General features: G+C 66.7%; 14 protein-coding genes and 3 tRNA genes. 9 read left to right on the top strand and 8 right to left on the bottom strand.

Annotation, left to right across the window (positions count from 1 at the left end; genetic code table 11):
- Window positions 1-11: 11 nt before the first annotated feature.
- Genes CR156_RS04395 through CR156_RS04385 form a run of 3 tightly spaced genes read left to right on the top strand, consistent with a single transcriptional unit; the run spans window position 12 to window position 4,641 of the window.
- Complete coding sequence (locus CR156_RS04395) at window positions 12-1,250, top strand: efflux RND transporter periplasmic adaptor subunit (protein WP_089239906.1); 1,239 nt, start codon at window positions 12-14, stop codon at window positions 1,248-1,250.
- Window positions 1,247-3,205 carry a MacB family efflux pump subunit gene (locus CR156_RS04390; protein WP_100552038.1) on the top strand — a complete coding sequence of 653 codons (1,959 nt, stop codon included), beginning with the start codon at window positions 1,247-1,249 and terminating at the stop codon, window positions 3,203-3,205. The genes CR156_RS04395 and CR156_RS04390 overlap by 4 nt, the downstream gene beginning before the upstream one ends.
- Window positions 3,202-4,641: a TolC family protein gene (locus CR156_RS04385; RefSeq protein ID WP_100552037.1), complete on the top strand. Its 1,440-nt coding sequence runs from the start codon at window positions 3,202-3,204 to the stop codon at window positions 4,639-4,641. The genes CR156_RS04390 and CR156_RS04385 overlap by 4 nt, the downstream gene beginning before the upstream one ends.
- Before the next feature lie 113 nt (window positions 4,642-4,754).
- Here the strand turns inward: CR156_RS04385 and rlmB are convergent, their stop codons facing one another.
- The 3 genes from rlmB to rnr all read right to left on the bottom strand — a co-directional run bounded on the left by rlmB (window position 4,755) and on the right by rnr (window position 8,809).
- On the bottom strand, window positions 4,755-5,498 hold the full coding sequence (rlmB, locus tag CR156_RS04380; RefSeq protein WP_089239900.1) for a 23S rRNA (guanosine(2251)-2'-O)-methyltransferase RlmB: 744 nt from the start codon (window positions 5,496-5,498) through the stop codon (window positions 4,755-4,757).
- 92 nt (window positions 5,499-5,590) lie between these two features.
- Window positions 5,591-6,085 carry a GFA family protein gene (locus CR156_RS04375; RefSeq protein WP_100552036.1) on the bottom strand — a complete coding sequence of 165 codons (495 nt, stop codon included), beginning with the start codon at window positions 6,083-6,085 and terminating at the stop codon, window positions 5,591-5,593.
- A 159-nt stretch (window positions 6,086-6,244) separates the two neighbouring features.
- On the bottom strand, window positions 6,245-8,809 hold the full coding sequence (gene rnr / locus CR156_RS04370) for a ribonuclease R (protein WP_409349540.1): 2,565 nt from the start codon (window positions 8,807-8,809) through the stop codon (window positions 6,245-6,247).
- Window positions 8,810-8,832: 23 nt separating this feature from the next.
- On the opposite strand from rnr, the gene CR156_RS04365 reads away from it, so the two are divergent.
- Window positions 8,833-8,917: transfer RNA gene (locus CR156_RS04365), tRNA-Leu, on the top strand.
- 159 nt (window positions 8,918-9,076) lie between these two features.
- Window positions 9,077-9,163, top strand: a tRNA-Leu gene (locus CR156_RS04360).
- A 60-nt stretch (window positions 9,164-9,223) separates the two neighbouring features.
- Here CR156_RS04360 and CR156_RS04355 read toward each other — a convergent pair.
- The gene (locus tag CR156_RS04355) at window positions 9,224-9,970 is read right to left on the bottom strand and encodes a sulfite exporter TauE/SafE family protein (protein ID WP_100552034.1); all 747 of its coding nucleotides are present in this window, start codon (window positions 9,968-9,970) and stop codon (window positions 9,224-9,226) included.
- 99 nt (window positions 9,971-10,069) lie between these two features.
- Between CR156_RS04355 and CR156_RS04350 the strand changes: the two genes are divergently transcribed.
- Both CR156_RS04350 and CR156_RS04345 read left to right on the top strand, forming a co-directional pair.
- Window positions 10,070-10,981 carry a LysR substrate-binding domain-containing protein gene (locus CR156_RS04350; protein WP_100552033.1) on the top strand — a complete coding sequence of 304 codons (912 nt, stop codon included), beginning with the start codon at window positions 10,070-10,072 and terminating at the stop codon, window positions 10,979-10,981.
- Between the two features lie 50 nt (window positions 10,982-11,031).
- A tRNA-Leu gene (locus tag CR156_RS04345) sits at window positions 11,032-11,118 on the top strand.
- A gap of 161 nt (window positions 11,119-11,279) precedes the next feature.
- Here CR156_RS04345 and emrB read toward each other — a convergent pair.
- The 4 genes from emrB to emrR are packed head-to-tail and all read right to left on the bottom strand — an operon-like array spanning window position 11,280 to window position 15,998.
- Window positions 11,280-12,866, bottom strand: a complete 1,587-nt coding sequence (gene emrB, locus CR156_RS04340; RefSeq protein WP_100552032.1) for a multidrug efflux MFS transporter permease subunit EmrB — start codon at window positions 12,864-12,866, stop codon at window positions 11,280-11,282.
- An 8-nt stretch (window positions 12,867-12,874) separates the two neighbouring features.
- Complete coding sequence (gene emrA / locus CR156_RS04335; protein ID WP_089239888.1) at window positions 12,875-14,053, bottom strand: multidrug efflux MFS transporter periplasmic adaptor subunit EmrA; 1,179 nt, start codon at window positions 14,051-14,053, stop codon at window positions 12,875-12,877.
- A gap of 11 nt (window positions 14,054-14,064) precedes the next feature.
- Window positions 14,065-15,558 (bottom strand): multidrug efflux transporter outer membrane subunit EmrC, encoded by a 1,494-nt coding sequence (gene emrC / locus CR156_RS04330; RefSeq protein ID WP_100552031.1) that lies wholly within the window; start codon window positions 15,556-15,558, stop codon window positions 14,065-14,067.
- Entirely contained in the window at window positions 15,555-15,998 is a 444-nt protein-coding gene (gene emrR, locus CR156_RS04325; protein ID WP_089239884.1) for a multidrug efflux system transcriptional regulator EmrR, read from the bottom strand. Before emrR ends, emrC begins: the two co-directional genes overlap by 4 nt.
- A gap of 145 nt (window positions 15,999-16,143) precedes the next feature.
- Here emrR and CR156_RS04320 point away from each other — a divergent pair, with 145 nt between their 5' ends.
- Both CR156_RS04320 and parC read left to right on the top strand, forming a co-directional pair.
- On the top strand, window positions 16,144-17,052 hold the full coding sequence (locus CR156_RS04320) for an AraC family transcriptional regulator (protein ID WP_100552030.1): 909 nt from the start codon (window positions 16,144-16,146) through the stop codon (window positions 17,050-17,052).
- Between the two features lie 59 nt (window positions 17,053-17,111).
- Window positions 17,112-19,355: a DNA topoisomerase IV subunit A gene (gene parC / locus CR156_RS04315; protein ID WP_100552029.1), complete on the top strand. Its 2,244-nt coding sequence runs from the start codon at window positions 17,112-17,114 to the stop codon at window positions 19,353-19,355.
- The last annotated feature ends 355 nt before the right edge of the window (window positions 19,356-19,710 follow it).

Genomic DNA, 19,710 nt, shown 5'->3' with positions numbered 1-19,710 from the left:
GAAGCCGCCACGTGATCTCCCGCCTGTTGCCCGCGACCCGCAAGGGTCGCCTGATGTTGATCGCCCTGCTTGTCCTGATCGCCGCCGTTTCCGCCTGGTGGCTGCTGCGCAAGCCGGCCGCACCGGCCCTGGCGACCACCCCGGTCAGCCGCGGCGACATCGAGCAGACGGTAGAGGCTACCGGCGTGATCGACGCCTACAAGCTGGTCAGCGTCGGTGCGCAGGCCTCCGGCCAGATCAAATCGCTGAAGGTGCAGCTGGGCGATACGGTGAAGGAAGGCGACCTGATCGCCGAGATCGACGCCACCACTCAGCAGAACCAGGTGCTCAATGCACAGGCCTCGCTGGACCAGGTGACCGCCCAGCGCGCGGTGCAGCAGGCGACCCTGCGCCAGGCCGAGCTGGAGTTCGCACGCCAGCAGCAGATGCTGGCGGCCGAAGCCACCTCGCGCCAGGAATACGATGCCGCCGAGGCCCAGCTGAAGACCGCGCGTGCGCAGCTGCAATCCTACGAAGCGCAGATCAAGGGCCGCGAAACCGAACTAGGCACCGCCCGTGCCAACCTGGCCTACACCCGCATCGTCGCGCCGATGGATGGCACCGTGGTGGCGGTGGTGGCCGAGGAAGGCCGCACGGTTAACGCCAACCAGACTGCGCCGACCATCGTGATGCTGGCACGGCTGGATGTGGTGACCGTCAACGCAGAGGTCTCCGAGGCCGACGTGGTCAAGATCAAGGCCGGCATGCCGGTGTACTTCACCACGCTGGGCGACCCGGACCGCAAGTACCACGCCACGCTGCGGCAGATCAATCCGGCGCCGGCGTCGATCGCCAACGAGAGCTCGTCCAGTTCCAGCAGCTCGTCCAGTTCCAGCTCCAGCAGCGCGGTCTACTACAACGCGTTGTTCGATGTGGAAAACCCCGATGGCACCCTGCGCATCGACATGACCGCGCAGGTATCGGTGCTGCTCAAGCAGGCCAAGGGCGTGCTGATGGTGCCGGCCGTTGCACTGGGTCCGAAGTCGCGCGATGGCGAGCGCATCGTGCGGGTGGTCGATGACAAGGGCCAGCCGCAGCCACGCAAGGTCAAGGTCGGCATCAACAACGGCGCCAACGTCGAGGTCCTGTCCGGCCTGAAGGAAGGCGAGCGTGTGGTGGTCGGCGAAGGCGGCGCTGCGGCAGCCGCTGGCGGCGGCAACCGCGGCGGCATGCAGATGCGGGTCGGCGGCCCGGGCATGGGGCGCCGATGAGCACGACGGCGCCGCTGCTGCGCCTGCGCGACCTGCGACGCGAATTCCCGGCCGGCGAAGACGTCATCGCCGTGTTGCGCGACGTCAACCTGGACATCCATGCCGGTGAGATGGTGGCCATTGTCGGCCAGTCCGGTTCGGGCAAGTCCACGCTGATGAACATCCTCGGCTGCCTGGACCGCCCGACCCGTGGCAGCTACCAGGTAGCGGGCCGCGAGACCGGGAAAATGGCACCCGACGAGCTGGCCGAGCTGCGCCGCGAGCACTTCGGTTTCATCTTCCAGCGCTACCACCTGCTGGGCGATCTCGACGCGCGCGGCAATGTGGCCGTGCCGGCGGTCTATGCCGGCAGCCCCGGCCCGGTGCGCACCGCGCGTGCCGAGCAGCTGCTGCAGCGTCTGGGCCTCGCCGACCGTATGCACCACAAGCCCGGGCAGCTGTCCGGTGGCCAGCAGCAACGCGTGTCGATCGCGCGTGCGCTGATGAACGGTGGCGAGGTGATCCTGGCCGACGAACCGACCGGCGCCCTGGACACGAAATCCGGCGAAGAGGTGATGGCCATCCTCGGCGAGCTGCATGCCGAAGGCCATACCATCATCATCGTCACCCACGACATGAGCGTGGCCGAGCACGCACAACGCATCATCGAGATCCGCGACGGCGAGATCATCGCCGACCGCGCCAATCCGGCCGCGCCCAGCTACCGTGCGCAACGCGAACCGAGCGCCGGCGTCGCCCACGGCAGCAGCTGGCAGGCTGCCCGCGACCGCTTCACCGAAGCGTTCCGGATGGCCCTGCTGGCAATGAACGCCCACCGCCTGCGCACCTTCCTGACCATGCTCGGCATCATCATCGGCATCGCTTCGGTGGTATCGGTGGTGGCACTGGGCAACGGCTCGCAGCAGCAGATCCTGCAGAACATCAGCGCACTGGGTACCAACACCATCGACGTCTACCCCGGTCGCGGATTCGGCGACATGCGCTCGGCGCGGGTGCAGACCCTCAAGGCCAGCGATGCCGATGCCCTGTCGCGGCAGAGCTACGTCGACAGCGCCACCCCCAGCGTGTCCAGTTCGGTCACCGCGCGCTACCGCAACCAGTCAGCCACCGCGCAGATCAGCGGCGTCGGCGAGCAGTACTTCCGGGTGAAGGGCGTGAGCCTGCTCAGCGGCAGCTTCTTCGACACCGATGCGGTGAAGGGACTCGGCCAGGTGGCGGTGATCGATGAGAACACCAGGACCCAGTTCTTCCCCGACAGCGACCCGATCGGCCAGGTGATCCTGCTTGGCAATGTGCCGGTGCGCGTGGTCGGCGTGGCCAAGAAACAGAGCTTCGGTTTCGGCGGCAGCACCAGCCTGAGCGTGTTCGTGCCCTACACCACGGTGATGTCGCGCATGCTCGGGCAGAGCCACGTTTCCAGCATCACCGTGCGGGTGAACGATGAAACGCCGATGGATGCGGCGCAGGAAGCGATCACCCGGTTGCTGACCATGCGCCACGGCACCGAGGACTTCTTCCTCAGCAACAGCGCCGAGATCCGCGACACCATCGAACAGACCACGCGCACGATGACCCTGCTGATCGGCGCCATTGCCGCCATCGCGCTGCTGGTCGGTGGCATCGGCGTGATGAACATCATGCTGGTCTCGGTCACCGAGCGTACCCGCGAGATCGGCGTGCGCATGGCGGTGGGGGCGCGGCAGAGCGACATCCGCCAGCAGTTCCTGATCGAAGCGGTGCTGGTGTGCCTGCTCGGCGGCTTGCTCGGCATCGGCCTGGCACTGCTGATGGGTGTGTTGATCGGCCGTTTCGCCAGCGATTTCCAGGTGCTGTTCTCCACCGCTTCCATCATTGCCGCCTTCGCCTGTTCAACCCTGATCGGTGTGGCGTTCGGCTTCCTGCCGGCACGCAGTGCCGCCCAGCTCGACCCGGTGGAGGCCCTGGCCCGCGAATGAAGATGATGACCCGACTGCCGTTTCCCGTTCCCTCGCGCCTGCTGCTGGCCGGCGCCGTGCTGCTCGCACTCTCCGCCTGCGCTTCGGTAGGCCGCTATCCGGTTGAAGACCCCAGCGTTGCCGCGACCTATGGTCGTGGCGATGCGACCCTCAACGCGCCGGCCGACGACCCACGCAGCGGCTTGGACACTCCGGCCCGCGACATCCGCCAGGACAGCTGGTGGACCGGCTTCGGCGATGAGCGCCTGGATCGCCTGGTCGCGCAGGCATTGACCGCCAACAGCGACCTCGGCGCTGCCGGTCTGGCCGTGCAGCGTGCACGCCTGCAGGCCGGGCTGGCCAGCAACGCGCTGTGGCCGCAGCCTTCGTCGTCCGGCGTAAGCGGCAGTGGCAGCCGCGCCACCGACCAGGCCGACGACTGGCGCCGCAGCTATTCCACCGGTGTGTCGCTGGGGTGGGAAATAGACCTGTGGGGCCGCCTGCGCACCCAGCGCGACATCGCCCGTTGGGAGGCAGACGCCAGCGAAGAAGATCGGCAGAACACCGCCCTGCTGGTGATCGGCGATGTCATCAACCAGTACTGGGCACTGGCCTACCTCAACCAGTCCATCGCCACCGGCCAGGCCAACCTCGAGCGGCTGCAACGCACGCATGAACTGGTGCAGGCACGCTTCGATGCCGGTGCGGTATCGCGGCTGGAAGTACGCCAGGCACTGCAGAACCTGCAGTCGCAGCGTTCGGCGCAGAGCGCGCTGGAGCAACAGCGGGTGGAAGTGCGCAATGCGCTGACCGTGCTGCTGGATGGCACGCCGTGGCCGCAGCAGGACGAACCGCAGAACCTGCTGGAGGCGCAGAGCCCGACCATTGCCGAAGGCCTGCCGGCCGACCTGCTCGGCCGCCGGCCCGACCTGCGCGCAGCCGGACTGCGGCTGCGCAACAGCCTGAAGACGATCCGGGTGACCGCTACCCAGTACTACCCGGCATTGAGTCTTACCGGCAGCCTGGGTTCCAGCGCGACCTCGCTGGGCGATGTACTGCGCAATCCGGTGGCGACGCTCGGGGCTGGCCTGTCGCTGCCTTTCCTCAACCTGCAGCGCGCGCAGCTGGATACGGACGTGGCCGGTACCAACTACCAGATCGCTGCCACCAACTTCCGCAAGACGCTGTACACCGCGCTGTCGGAGGTGGACAACGCCCTGTCCGCCCGTGAGCAGCTGCTGCGCCAGGTGACCGCCTCGCAGGCGTCTTACGACGAAGCGGTGGAAGTGGAGCGCGCGCAGGAAGTGCGCTATCGCGTGGGCGCCACCGACCTGCGCACCTGGCTGGAAGCACAGCAGACCCGGCGCGATGCGGAACTGTCACTGGCGCGGGTGCGGCAGAGCCAGTTGAACAACGACGTGACGCTGTTCAAGGCACTGGGTGGCAGCGCAGGGTGACTTCTTCTTCTGTAGAGCCGAGCCCACGCTCGGCTGCTTTTCGTCTCGATGCCGGTGCCGCGCGGTGCGCGGCAGCCGAGCGTGGGCTCGGCTCTACAGGGACGGTTGCCTGATCAACCGCGCTGGCGCACGACCTCGAACAGGCTGACGCCGGCAGCGACCGAAACGTTCAGGCTCTCGATCTCGCCCGGCATCGGAATCTTGACCAGACCGTCGCAGTTCTCGCGGGTCAGGCGGCGCAGGCCATCGGCTTCGCCGCCCAGCACCAGGGCGATGTTGCCCTTCAGGTCCAGCTGGTACAGCGACGCGGTGGCCTCACCGGCCAGGCCGTAGATCCAGACGCCCTGCTTCTGCAGGTCCTTCAGGCAGCGCGACAGGTTGGTCACCGCCACCACCGGGATGCGGTCGGCGGCGCCGGCCGAAGTCTTGCGCACGGTGGCGTTGACCGTGGCCGACTTGTCCTTGGGGATGATCACGGCGGTGGCACCGGCCGCAGCGGCCGAGCGCAGGCAGGCGCCGAGGTTGTGCGGGTCCTGCACCTCGTCCAGCACCAGCAGCAGCGCCTTGCCTTCCGCAGCGGTGACCAGGCCTTCCAGCTCGTTCTCGTTGTAGGTGCGGGCGGCGGCATAACGCGCGGCCACGCCCTGGTGGCGCACCGAACCGCCCACGCCGTCCAGCGCCTGGCTGTTGACCTTGCGCACGTCGATGCCCTTGCGGCGGGCGTTTTCCTCGATCTCGGTCAGGCGCGGGTTCTTCGCACCGGCCTCGACCAGCACTTCGCGGACGTTCTCGGCGTCGTTCTCGATGGAGGAGGCGACGGCGTTGACGCCGACGATCCACTGGCTGTTCTTGCTCATGCGGGCAGGACCGGAAAGGGGGTGGCTATGGTAGAGCATCAGGGGCGGCCGCGCTTCGCGCTCGCCGGGCATGGCCCGGCGCTACCTGCCGTTCACCCTTCGGCCGAACGGCTGCGTGGGGGCCAGTGCGGGGTGTCGTGGTCGGGGTGCTGGTGGGACACGATCGTGGCCAGGAACTCCAGCGCGGCGACATCTTCCTCGGTGCGGCGTGCCGGCAGCCTGCCCAGCCCGTCAACGAAGGGCAGCTTGCGCTCGACGCCATACTGGATGGTCGGCGGCAGGCGCTCAGGCTGATCGAAGGCACCGGCGGCCACCGCCACGCCATCGGGTGCTTCGTAGGTCAACGGCGTGCCGCAGTCGGCGCAGAACCCGCGCCGCACGACGTTGGACGACTGGAAATAACGCGGTTGGCCGCGGGTCCAGCTGAACTGCACGCCGCGCACCGAGACCAGCGGCGCGTAGTACGCGCCGAAGGCCTTCTGGCACATCCGGCAGTGGCAGATCGAACTGTCGGTCAGCTCGCCACGCACCTGGAAGCGGATTGCACCGCACTGGCAGCCGCCGCTGTATTCGGGTTGGCCCTGCATGGCTGCGTTCCTCCGAAACGTCGTGCCAACCAACGGTTGGCACCTACCGGGTGAGGTGGGTGCCGACCGTTGGCTGGCACCTACCGGGCGAGGTGGGTGCCGACCGTTGGTTTGCACCTACCGGGCGAGGTGGGTGCCGACCGTTGGTCGGCACACCTTTCAATACTTCTTTTTCGTGCGCTTGGCCGGCTTGCCGCGCTCGGGCAACGGGGCCGGGCTTGCCACCTCTTCCTCGCCCTTGTGCTCGACCAGACGGAAGTCGATCTTGCGCTCTTCCATGCTGGCCTTCAGCACTAGGATGCGCACCTGGTCCCCCAGGCGGTAACTGCTGCCACGGCGCTCGCCGGTCAACGTCTTGCGGGTCGCGTCGAACTTGTAATAGTCCTGCGGCAACTGGGTCACGTGCACCAGGCCCTGTACCTTCGAGTCGGCCAGCTCCACGAACAGGCCGAAGCTGGTCACGCCGCTGATCACGCCGTCGAACTGGCCACCCACGTGCTTTTCCATCCACGCCGCGCGGTAACGCTCATCCACCTCGCGCTCGGCTTCATCGGCACGACGCTCACGCTCAGAGCACTGCAGAGCCAATGCGGCCATCTCGCGGGCGTTGTAGGTGAACTTGTCCAGCGGCTTGCCCGACAGCGCATGCTTGATCGCACGATGCACCAGCAGATCCGGGTAACGACGGATCGGTGAGGTGAAGTGCGCGTACGCCTCCAGCGCCAGGCCGAAGTGACCATTGTTGTCGGGGCTGTACACGGCCAGGCTCTGGCTGCGCAGCAGCACCGATTCCAGCAGCGTGGCATCGGGACGGTCGCGGATCTTCTTCAGCAGCTTGGTGTAATCGCCCGGGCGCACCTTCGACCACGGCGGCAGGCTCAGCTTGAACTCCTTGAGGAATTCCAGCAGATCGGCGTACTTGGTCTCCGGCGGCTTCTCATGCACGCGGTAAGGCGCCGGCACATGGCGCGACAACAGATACTTCGCCGCCTCCACGTTGGCCGCGATCATGCATTCTTCGATCAGCTTGTGCGCATCGTTGCGCACCAGCATGCCGGCCTGGGTGACTTCGCCGCGATTGTCGAGCACGAAGCGGACTTCGCTGCTTTCAAACTCGATCGCGCCACGCTTGGTGCGCGCCTTGGACAGCACCTTATACAGTTGGTGCAAGCGCTGCACCTGCGGCAGCAGGTCGCCGATGAACGCCTTCGCACCGGCATCATCCTCGCCTACCGCCTGCCACACCTGGGTGTAGGTCAGGCGCGCGTGCGAATTCATCACCGCTTCGTAGAAGCGCGAGTGGGTGACGACGCCTTCGCGGTCGATCTGCATGTCGCAGACAAAGCACATGCGATCGACCTTCGGCATCAGCGAGCAGATGCCGTTGGACAGCGTTTCCGGCAGCATCGGCACCACGAAGCCCGGGAAGTACACCGAGGTGGCGCGCTTCTGCGCTTCATCATCCAGCGGCGTGCCGGGACGGACATAGTTGGAGACGTCGGCAATGGCGACCACCAGGCGGAAGCCATCGGCGTTCGGCTCGCAGTACACCGCGTCGTCGAAGTCCTTGGCGTCCTCGCCATCGATGGTGACCAGCGGCGTGCTGCGCAGGTCGACGCGGTCACCGATCATCGCCGGCTCGACCACCAGCGGCACCGAGGCGGCTTCGTCCAGCACCTCCTGCGGGAACTCGAACGGCAGCTCATGGCCGTGAATCGCAGTCTCCACCACCAGCGATGCGGTCAGCTTGTCGCCGAGCACGGCGATGATGCGGCCGATCGGCGGGCGGCGGCTGTCCGGTGCCTGGGTCAGTTCGCAGACGACCAGCTGGCCATCGCGCGCGCCGCCGGTCTGGTCCGGCGGTACCTGCACGTTGCGCTGGATGCGCTTGTCATCGGGCACCACGTAGTTGATGCCCATCTCGACGCTGAAGCGGCCGATCAGGCGCGTCATGCCGCGCTCAAGCACACGGGCGATGCTGCCTTCGCGACGGCCGCGGTGATCGATGCCGGTGACACGGGCCAACACCTTGTCGCCGTGCATCACCTTGCGCATTTCGTACGGCGGCAGGAACAGGTCGTCGCCGCCTTCAACCGGGCGCAGGAAGCCGAACCCTTCCGGATTGGCGATCACCACGCCGGTGACCAGATTCAAGGTCTGGATGGGCGCGAAACCGCCGCGGCGGTTCTGCACCAGCTGGCCATCGCGGACCATCGCGCCGAGCCGGCGCGACAGCGCTTCGGCACGGTCCGGTGCGGTCAGGCCCAGGCGCGCACCGAGTTCTTCAGCGGTCTGCGGCCCTTCGCAGCGCTCCAGCAGGGCCAGGATGGCCTCGCGGCTGGCGATGGGTTGTTCGTACTTTTCTGCTTCGCGGGACGCATAGGGATCGTCGATCACCTTGCCCGTCGGCGGCAGCTTGCGGCCCGGCGCGGGGGCCGGTGCCTCTGCGTTGCGGCGGCTTCGACCAGACGGCGGTGCGCCACCTTCGGCCAGTGTGGGGAGCCAGCCCGGCAACGGCTTGCCTGGCTTGTTGTTGCGGGCCGGGCCGGCCTTGGCACCCTTGTTGGGGGCTTCACTGCGGGACTTGCTCCCGCCCTTGCTTGGTTTTTTGGTAGTCATCGCCCTCCATGGTAGCCGTTGCGGGCGTGCAGAACGGGTCAGCAAACCGGTTGAAGCATCCCCATTAAGAATTTTCGGGAAATCGTTGACAGCCCCCCGGTTCATCTTCACAATTGCGCCTCTGGAACGCCCAGATGGCGGAATTGGTAGACGCACTAGTTTCAGGTACTAGCGGGTAAAACCGTGGAGGTTCGAGTCCTCTTCTGGGCACCAACGAAAAAACTCCTCGCTTCGGCGGGGATTTTTTTTGCCTGCGATCCGGGTTCGGCACCCATCCACGCATGGCGTGGATATGCAGAGCGCGACCGACGCGGGAGTTTCACAAGGGTGTTGACACCTCCGTCACGGCACCGCATAATTCTCCTCCTCGACGCCCAGGTGGCGGAATTGGTAGACGCACTAGCTTCAGGTGCTAGCGGGGGCAACTTCGTGGAGGTTCGAGTCCTCTCCTGGGCACCATGTCGAGAATGAAAAACACCCGCGAAAGCGGGTTTTTTCTTGTCTGGCCTCCAGCCGGCATCACCAGCACGAACGCAGCACCAGCTCCAGGCCAAGCAGCAACAGGAAGCCGAGGAAGCAGGCACGGAATACCCGCGCACTGATGCGCTGGCGGATCACTTGCCCCAGCCACATCCCGGCCAGCGACGGCACCACCGCCAACGCGCTCAGGCCGAGCTGCTGCACGCCGAACGCACCATGCAGCACCAAGCCTGTGGTCAGCGAAATGGTGGACACCGTGAATGCAAGCCCCAGCGCCTGCACCAGCTCGTCGCGCTGCAACCCCAGCGACTGCAGGTAGGGCACCGCCGGCATCACGAACACGCCGGTTGCGCCGGTCACCACGCCGGACATCGCGCCCACCAGTGGTCCGAGCCAGCGCTCGCGCCGAGCCGGCACCCGCAACACCGGCGCCAGCAACGCGTACCCGGCGTAGACCACCAGCGCCACGCCCAACGCGGCACGCGACACATCACGATCCACCCGCACCAGCAACGCGGCGGCACCGAGCGTAGCGATCACCACCGCCAGCATCATCGGCCACAGCCGCCGCACGATCTGCCCCACCGATGGACCGGACAGCAGCTGCCAGGCATTGGTGACAAAGGTGGGAATGAACAGCATCGAGGCCGCCGCAACCGGCGACAACGCGCCGCCCAGCAGCCCCATCGCCACGGTCGGCAGGCCCATGCCGGTCACGCCCTTGACCAGCCCGGCCAACAGGAACACCCCCACCAGCAACCCATAGAAGTAGATCGTTTCGTTCATGCCTTCATTGGAGCCGGCGGCACTTCAGCGCACAATGCGGCATTCCCGCCCTGTCCTTCGGCTGCTCCGAAGGCAACGACTACGATGCGAGGTCATGACATGCGTCTGGACATTGCCGATCTGCGCCTGTTCCTGGCGGTGGCCGACGCCGGAAGCATCACCGCCGGCGCCGTAGAGGCGAATCTGGCACTGGGCTCGGCCAGCGAACGCCTGCGCGCGATCGAAACCGACGCCGGCACCGCGCTGCTGACCCGTCACCCGCGCGGCGTCAGCCTCACCGAAGCGGGCGCCGCACTGGCCCATCACGCGCGCCTGATCCTTCAGCAGCAGGCACAGCTGCGCGGCGAACTGCAGGCCTTCGCCCACGGCGCGCGCGGTACGCTGCACCTGTATGCCAACACTGCGGCATTGACCAGCTACCTGCCCGCACGACTGGCCCCATGGCTGGCCGAACGCCCTCGCCTGCGCGTGGAACTGCACGAACGCACCAGCAATGAAGTCGTGCGTGCGATCCGCGCCGGCCAGGCAGAGGCCGGCATCATCAGTGACGCCGTCCCCGCCGATGGGCTGCGCCGCCATGTGGTTGCGGAAGACCCGCTGATGATGCTGCTGCCGGCCGGCCATCGCTTCGCCGCGCGGCGCTCGCTCGACTTCAGCGATGTGCTGGGCGAGACCTTCGTCGCGCTGGCCGACGGCAACGCACTGCAGACCTATATCGAAGAACTGGCGGCAGAGGCCGGACGCACGCTCGACGTGCGCATCCGCATGAAGACCTTCGAAGGCCTGTGCACGATGGTGGGCCATGGCATCGGCGTGGGCATCGCGCCACGCACGATCGCACGGCAGCACCGACGGGCCACCGGCATCGTCGCCGTTGCACTCGGCAACGCATGGGCACAGCGCCGACTGTGCGCCGCGTTTGCAGACTGGGAAAAGCTCTCGCCGCCGATGCGCAGCCTGCTGCTGCATCTGGATATGGACGCGGAAATGGGTGCAGAAAAAAATGTGTGAAATGGTGTTGACACATATCCAAGCTTCCTGCAAAATTCTCCTCCTGAGTCGCCCAGGTGGCGGAATTGGTAGACGCACTAGCTTCAGGTGCTAGCGGGGGCAACTTCGTGGAGGTTCGAGTCCTCTCCTGGGCACCATGACTCAGACAATGATCAAACCCGCGCAAGCGGGTTTTTTCATGTCCGGAATTTGAAACGCGATCGTTATCGCGGCGGTTCATCCACGCGTGGCGTGGATCTACTGCAAACAAAAACCCCGCCTTCCGGCGGGGTTTCTGCGTTTCAACAACAACGATCGATCAGTGCCCGCCACCGGCGGCGGCACCTGCGCCTGCACCGAACGGTGGCTTGGCCAGCCACAGGAAGGTGATGATCGCCAGGAAGATCCAGCCCAGCAGGAAGAAGATGTCGTTGAAGCCCATCTGCGACGCCTGGTGGTTGATCATGTTGTTCAACACCGCCGCACCATGTTGCAGGTCGCCCTGCCCCATCGCTGCGACCTGGTCCTGCATGCCCGGCTGATACACCGAGATGTGTTCGGTCAGGTCTGCGTGATGCACCTGCGTACGACGCGCCCACAGCCAGGTGGTCAGCGACGCGGCGAAGCTGCCGCCCAGCGTACGCAGGAACGTTGCCAGGCCCGAGCCGGCCGCGATCTCACGACCATCCAGATCCGACAGCAGGATCTGCAGCACCGGCATGAAGAACAGCGCGACACCAATGCCCATGATCAGCTGCACGCCGGCCACGTGCTGGAAGTCCACCTGCAGGTTGAACCCCGACCGCAGGAAGCTGGTCATCGACAGCACCACGAACGCGATCGTGGCCAGCATGCGCATGTCGAAGCGCGATGCGTACTTGCCCACGAACGGGGTCATGATCACCGGCAGGATGCCGATCGGCGCCGTCGCCAGGCCCGCCCAGATCGCGGTGTAACCCATGTCGCGCTGCAGCCACTGCGGAATCAGCAGTGCCACGCTGAAGAACGCCGCGTAGGCCACCACCATCGCCAGCGTACCGGCGCGGAAGTTGCGGTGCCGGAACAGCTTCAGGTCGACGATCGGATCCTTGTCGGTCAGTTCCCAGATCAGGAACACGGTCAGCGCCACCACGGCCACGCAGGCCAGCACCACGATCTTCATCGACGAGAACCAGTCCTCGTCGTTGCCCAGGTCGAGCACCAGCTGCAAGGCGCCCACGCCGATCACCAGGGTGACCAGGCCAACGTAGTCCATCTTCGGCTTTTCGACCTGCTCCGGGCGACCCTTCAACTGGTTACCCACCACCAGCGCTGCGAAGATGCCCAGCGGCACGTTGATCAGGAAGATCCATTCCCAACTGTAGTTGTCGGTGATCCAGCCACCGAGGATCGGCCCACAGATTGGTGCCACCACGGTGATCATCGCCAGCAGCGCCAGCGCCTGTCCGCGCTTCTCTCGTGGATAGATCGAGACCAGCAGCGACTGGGTGATGGGGTACATCGGGCCGGCGACGAAGCCCTGCAGCGCGCGCGACAGCACCAGCATGCCCATGCTCTGGGCCAGCCCGCACAGCAGCGAGGTGATCACGAAGGCCAGCGTGGCCCACACGAACAGCTTGCGCTCGCCGAAGCGACGGCTGAGCCAGCCGGTCAACGGCAGCGCGATCGCGGTGCTCACCGCGAACGAGGTGATGACCCACGTTGCCTGCTGCGAACTGGCGCCAAGATTACCGGCGATGGTCGGCAACGAGACGTTGGCGATGGTGGTGTCGAGCACCTGCATGAACGAGGCCATCGCCAGGCCCACGGTGCACAGGGCCACACTGGGTGGCAGGAAGCCGGCGGCCGCACCCGGCGCCGCCGGTGCGCCCGGAGAGCCGGGCGCAGCTGGAGCTTGTGCGGACATGGCCGGCCTCAGCTCGCCTTGCCCTGCTGCGGCAGGTTGCCCTGGATGATCGTGTGGATCACCTCATCGGCATCGTGCAACTGCTTGGCGTACACGTCGGTGTCGAACACCGTGCCCTTGGCGGCCGCGCTCGGCAGCACTTCGCCCTTCTGGTCGCGCAGGCTCACTTCGGCCTTCATCGACAGGCCGATGCGCAGCGGGTGTTCGGCCAGCTGCTTGGCATCGATGGCGATGCGCACCGGCACGCGCTGCACGATCTTGATCCAGTTGCCGCTGGCGTTCTGCGCCGGCAGCAGCGAGAACGCCGAACCAGTGCCCAGGCCGAGGCTGTCGATACGGCCCTTGTACTTCACGTCACCGGCATACAGGTCCGACTTCAGCTCCACTTCCTGCCCCAGGCGCATGTGGCGCAGCTGGGTTTCCTTGAAGTTGGCTTCGACCCACATCTGCTCGGTCGGCACCACCGCCATCAGCGCATTGCCCGGCTGCACGCGCTGACCGACCTGCACCGAACGACGGGCGACATAGCCGGTGACCGGCGCGACGATGCCCGAACGCGCATTGTTGAGGAAGGCCTGGCGCAACTGCGCGGCGGCGGCCTGCACGTCCGGCTGGGTGGCGATCACGGTGTCATCGACCAGTGCACGGTTGCGCTCGACGGTCTCGCGCGAACCGGCCACGGCCGCTTCGGCAGCCGCCAGCTCATCGCCGGCGTGGGCCAGTTCTTCGTTGGAAATGGCGCCGGTGGCGGCCAGGCCCTTGCGGCGTGCGAAGTCGTCGCGCACGCGCTTCAGGGTCACCTGACGCGCGTTCAGATCCGCCTGTGCACCCTCGACGCTGCGGTACAGGCCGCGGGTCTGGCGCACGGTCTTGGCCAGGTTGGCTTCAGCCTGCTGCAGGGCCACCGAAGTATCGGCCGGGTCCAGCTGCACCAGCAGCTGGCCGCGCTCCACGCGCATGCCGTCATCGGCATTGATGGCGACCACGGTGCCGGCCACCAGCGGGGTGATCTGCACCTGGTTGCCCTGCACGTAGGCGTCGTCGGTCTCTTCGAACCAACGGCCGAACATGAAGTACCACAGCGCCAGTGCCGCCAGCAGCAGCACGACGATCACGAACAGGCCGCGCAGCAGCTTGCCGCGACGGTTGGGGGCGGCGGGGGCCGCAGTGTCTTGGGTCTGGCTCATGGCAGGCGTCTTCAGGAATGCGAGGAATCGGAATGGGAAGCAAGCGGTGCGGCGTCGGCGTCACTGGGCTGGAAACCACCGCCGAGCGCCTTGCTCAGGCGCACCGAGGTCTGCAGCTGCTGCGACTGCAGGCCGGCCAGCTGCTGCTGCGATTGCAGCAGGGTGGACTGCGCGGTCAGCACGTCCAGGTAGCTGCCGATGCCGGCGCGATAGCGCTGCTGGGCCAGGTCGAACGCGGCGCGTGCGGTATCCACCGCCTGCTGCTGCGACTGCGCCTGCTGCGCCAGTGAGCGCACTGCGTTGACCTGGTCGGCGACGTCGCGCAGTGCATCGAGCACCGCCTGGTTGTAGTTCGCTACGGCCAGGTCGTACTGCGCATCGGTGTTGGCCAGGTTCGCGCGCAGCTTGCCGCCTTCGAAGATCGGCATGCTCAGCGCCGGACCGATGTAGGCGAAGCTGGAGCTGCTCTGCAGCAGGTCGCCGACGTTGGGTGCGACCACGCCGGCCAGTGCGGTCAGGTTGAGGCTCGGGTAGAACTTGGTCTTGGCGACCTTGATCTGCTTGTCGGCCGCTTCTACCCGCCAGCGCGCGGCGACGATGTCGGGGCGGCGACCGAGCAGCTCACTGGGCACCACGCCCGGCAGCTGCAGCGCCAACGGGTTCATCGCGCGCGGGCGTTCGATCGACAGGCCACGGTCCGGGCCCTTGCCGACCAGCGCGGCCAACGCAGTGCGGCCCGCATCGATGCGCTGCTGCGCCGCCAGCAACTGCTGCTGTGCGGCCGGCACACGGGCTTCGGCCTGGCGCACCTGCAGGTCGCTGTCGATGCCGGCGCTGCGACGCTGACGGGTCAGTTCCAGCGACTTCTGCGAGCGCGCCAGTTCTTCTTCGGCTACGTCATTGAGCTGCCAGGCGTAAGCCAGATCGGTATAAGCCTGGGCGATGCCGGTGGACAGGTTCAGGCGTGCGGCCTGGGCCTCGACGGTAGCGGCATGAGCGCCGTCCACGGCGGCCTCCCAGGCGGCGCGCTTGCCGCCCCACAGGTCGATGCCGTAGCTGAAATCGAAGGCAACCTGGCTGCTGCCGGCGTAGTGGCCACCGATTTCATCGCCGGCCATCGATTCGGGCAGGCGCAGACCGGTGTAGCCACCGGACACGGACAGGCTGGGCAGGCGATCGGCGCGCGCGGTGCCGACCTGTGACTGTGCCTGGCGCAGGCGGGCGTCGGCGGCGTCCAGGCTCGGATGGCCGGCCAAGCCTTCGGCGATCAGCGCATCCAGCTGCGTATCGCCCAGTGCCTTCCACCAGTCCTGGGCGGGAAAACCGGCGGCGCTCAGGTCGCTGTCGGACAAGGTGCGTTCGCTGTGCAGGCTGTCCACGTCGAGCACGTGGCCCTGCGGGGTGAGGCCGCGGCTGCTGGCGCAGGCGGCCAGGGCCAGGGCCAGCGCTGAAACCAGCAGCGCGCGCCCGGACCGGCGGAGAGTGGGATGCGGGATCGGGTTCATGGGGTCGTCAGGGAATCGCGGATTCGGGTCAGGAGGGACAGCAGCTGCGTGCGTTCGTCGGCGGACAGATCGCGCAGGGCGTAATCCATCACCGCGTCGCCGCGCAGCTTCAACCGCGCCCACAGCGCGCGGCCTTCTTCGGTCAATACGATCTGCAGCGCACGCCGGTCCTGGGCATGCGGCTCGCGGCGCACGCAACCGAGCGCTTCCAGCTTGTCCAGCAGGCGGGTGACCGCGCTGGGCACCTGGTCGATGGCCTGGGCCAGTTCGTTGGCCGTGCACGGCGCCATGTTCGAGAGCACCTTCAGCCCGATGTAGTGGGTGAAGCCGATGCCGAGGTCTTCTTCGGCCATGGACGCGTCGAGCTGGCGGACCAGGCCGTCGCGCACCTGGCGCAGCAGCAGACCGAAGCTGGGGGGAGTGGTTGCAGGACAGATCATGGGGGAGCATTCTCTTCCAAAAAAAATATTTCTCAATGGAAATATTCGATCTGGCATCGAATGCTGTGTTGCAGCAATTGGCTGGATCAGGTGAAGGCGCCACCTTAATGGCGCTCCCAACTGGCCCGGTAGTACAATCCAGCCAATGAATGTCACATTCAAGCCACCCCCAGTCCACGTGAAGGCGGGCGAACCCGGACCTGCCACCCTGCTGCGTGAAGAAGCGTTGGACTGGTTCGAGCGCAACGACGGCCCGCCGGTCATCGCCTTCCGCTTCGACAGCCCGCAGGGGCTGGCCCGCGAAGTGGACTGGCATCACCACGTCCGCGCGCAGCTGATCTGCGTTGAACGCGGCCTGCTGACCACCCGCACCTCACATGGCACCTGGTCGCTGGCGCCAGGCTCGGCGGGCTGGATGCCACCAGCCGAACCGCATACGGTCCACATCGATGGTCCCCTGCGCGGCTGGGGCATGGTGCTGGCCGCACCGCTGTGCGCCGAACTGCCGGCCGACCCCTGCGTGCTGGGCATCTCGCGGCTGGCGCAGGCGGTGGCCGAACGCATCTGCGACTGGCCGCAGGACTACGAAAGCACCACCGAGCGGCAGCACATCATCAACGTGCTGCTGGACGAGATCCGCACCGCGCCGCGCCAGCGCATGCATCTGCCGATGCCACGCGACCGACGCCTGCTGAAGATCGCCTCGCAGCTGCTGGCCGACCCGGCCGACGAGCGCGGCCTGGCGCAGTGGGCGCATTGGGCCGGCCTGTCGCCGCGCAGCCTGACCCGCCATTTCCGCGACGAGACCACCCTGAGCTTCGCCCAGTGGCGGCAGCAGGCGCGGCTGGCCGAAGCGCTGCGGCAGCTCAGCGAGGGCCGCAGCGTGGCCGATATCGCCCACGCACTGGGCTTCAGCAGCGCCAGCGCCTTCGTCACTGTGTTCCGGCGACACTTCGGGTTGCCGCCCGGACGCTACCTGGCACGGGCCGGCCACGGCCTGGAACCGGGCCTTGACCCTGCACGCGGCTTGGCATCCCCCGCCGCATCCGGATAATCACTGGATTGAGAGCGGCGACCGCCGTCACCGCCTCCCGACATAGGTAACAACGCCGCATGACCGATCTTGCCCGTCCCGTGTTCCACGGTTTCGAACAACTGCCGCTGCGCGAGTACGCCGAACGCGCCTACCTCGACTACTCGATGTACGTGGTCCTGGATCGCGCCCTGCCGTTCCTCGGCGACGGCCTGAAGCCCGTGCAGCGCCGCATCATCTATGCGATGAGCGAGCTGGGCCTGAATGCCGCGTCCAAGCCGAAGAAGTCCGCGCGTACCGTCGGTGACGTCATCGGTAAGTACCACCCGCATGGCGACAGCGCGTGCTACGAAGCGCTGGTGCTGATGGCGCAGCCGTTCTCGTACCGCTATCCGCTGATCGAAGGCCAGGGCAACTTCGGTTCCAGCGATGACCCGAAGTCGTTCGCGGCGATGCGTTACACCGAATCCAAGCTGACCCCGATCGCCGAAGTGCTGCTGGGCGAACTGGGCCAGGGCACCACCGACTGGGCGCCGAACTTCGACGGCACCCTGCAGGAACCGACCTGGATGCCGGCACGCCTGCCGCATCTGCTGCTGAACGGCACCACCGGCATCGCCGTGGGCATGGCCACCGATGTGCCGCCGCACAACCTCAACGAGATCGTCAGCGCACTGCTGCACCTGCTGGACGACCCGGATGCCAGCGTGCGCGACCTGTGCGAGCACGTGAAGGGCCCCGACTACCCGTCCAACGCCGAGATCATCACCCCGGCCAACGACCTGCGGAACATGTACGAGACCGGCAACGGCAGCGTGCGTGCGCGTGCGACCTACATCAAGGAAACCCACAACGTGGTGGTCACCGCGTTGCCGTTCCAGGTGTCGCCGTCGAAGGTGATCGAGCAGATCGCCGCACAGATGCGCGCAAAGAAGCTGCCATGGCTGGAAGACATCCGTGATGAATCCGACCACGCCAACCCGGTGCGCGTGGTGCTGGTGCCGCGCTCGAACCGCGTCGACGCCGAGCAGCTGATGGGCCACCTGTTCGCGACCACGGACATGGAGCGCAGCTACCGCGTCAACCTCAACGTGATCGGGCTGGACGGCCGTCCGCAGGTGAAGAACCTGAAGACGCTGCTGGGCGAATGGCTGGCATTCCGCAGCAGCACCGTCACCCGCCGCCTGCAGCACCGCCTGCAGAAGGTCGAGCGCCGCCTGCACCTGTTGGAAGGCCTGCTGGTGGCGTTCCTCAACCTGGACGAGGTGATCCACATCATCCGTACCGAGGACGAACCGAAGGCGGCGCTGATCGCGCGCTTCGGCCTGTCCGAAGACCAGGCCGAGTACATCCTGGAAACCAAGCTGAAGCAGCTGGCCCGCCTGGAAGAGATGAAGATCCGTGGCGAGCAGGACGAGCTGGCCAAGGAGCGCGACAAGATCCTGAGCATCCTCGACAGCAAGGCCAAGCTGAAGAAGCTGATCCGCGACGAGCTGCAGGCCGATGCCAAGAAGTTCGGTGACGAGCGCCGTTCGCCGCTGGTGCAGCGCCAGGCGGCGCAGGCCATCGACGAGACCGAGCTGGTGCCGAGCGAGCCGATGACGGTGGTGATGTCCGAGAAGGGCTGGATCCGCGCCGCCAAGGGCCACGACATCGACGCCTCGACCCTGTCCTACCGCGATGGCGATGCCCTGCAGGGCGCGGTGCGTGCACGCAGCACCCAGCAGGTCGCGTTCCTCGACAGCGAAGGCCGCGCCTACTCCACGCCGGTGCATACCCTGCCCTCGGCACGCGGCAACGGTGAACCGCTGACCGGCCGCTTCTCGCCGGCCGCGGGCACCAGCTTCGTGACCCTGGCCAGCGCCGAACCGGATACCCGCTTCGTGCTGGCCTCGACCCACGGCTATGGTTTCGTCACCCGCTTCGAGAACCTGATCGGCCGCAACAAGGCCGGCAAGGCGATGCTGAACCTGTCGGCGGGCTCGTCGGTGCTGTCGCCGTCGGTGGTGGCCAACGTCGCCACCGACCGCATCGTCGCGGTGACCAGCTCGGGCAACCTGCTGGCGATCGCCGCCAGCGACCTGCCGGAACTGGACAAGGGCAAGGGCAACAAGATCATCGAGATCCCCAAGGCCAAGCTCGCCACCGAACGCGTGGTTGCGATCGTGGCGATCAGCCCGGGGCAGACCCTGCAGGTGCGCAGTGGCCAGCGCACGATGGGCCTGAAGTTCAACGAGCTCGAGGCCTATCTGGGCGCCCGCGCCACCCGCGGCCACCTGCTGCCGCGTGGCTGGCAGAAGGTCGAAGGGCTGTCGGTCGAATGAGGCGCGGGGTCGGATTCCTTTCAACGGAAAGGGCTCCGATCCCAGGCAACGCCTCTGGTAGATGCCAACCTTGGTTGGCACGCCTCACCCGATGGGGTCAGAGCCGTTTTCTTCGAAAACGGATCCGACCCCGGACGCCAGACACAAAAAAGCCGGGGCATTCCCCGGCTTTTTTGTTTGTCGGCTGGCGGGCGGTGGAGCAGCTGGCTGGCGAAGGCTGGCTGGCGGTGCTCCGGTGCTGGCGGGCGACGGGACGTTGTGCTTCCGCGGAATGCAGCCAAGCATGGCTTGGCTCTACATCAGGTACAGCAGCCGACCAGCGGTCGGCTCTACCGGAAAGCAATCGAGCATGGCT

This window comes from Stenotrophomonas lactitubi (assembly GCF_002803515.1).
Lineage (GTDB): Bacteria > Pseudomonadota > Gammaproteobacteria > Xanthomonadales > Xanthomonadaceae > Stenotrophomonas > Stenotrophomonas lactitubi.
Note: the sequence above shows the minus strand (reverse complement) of the source record. Positions and strands in the feature narration are given on the sequence as shown.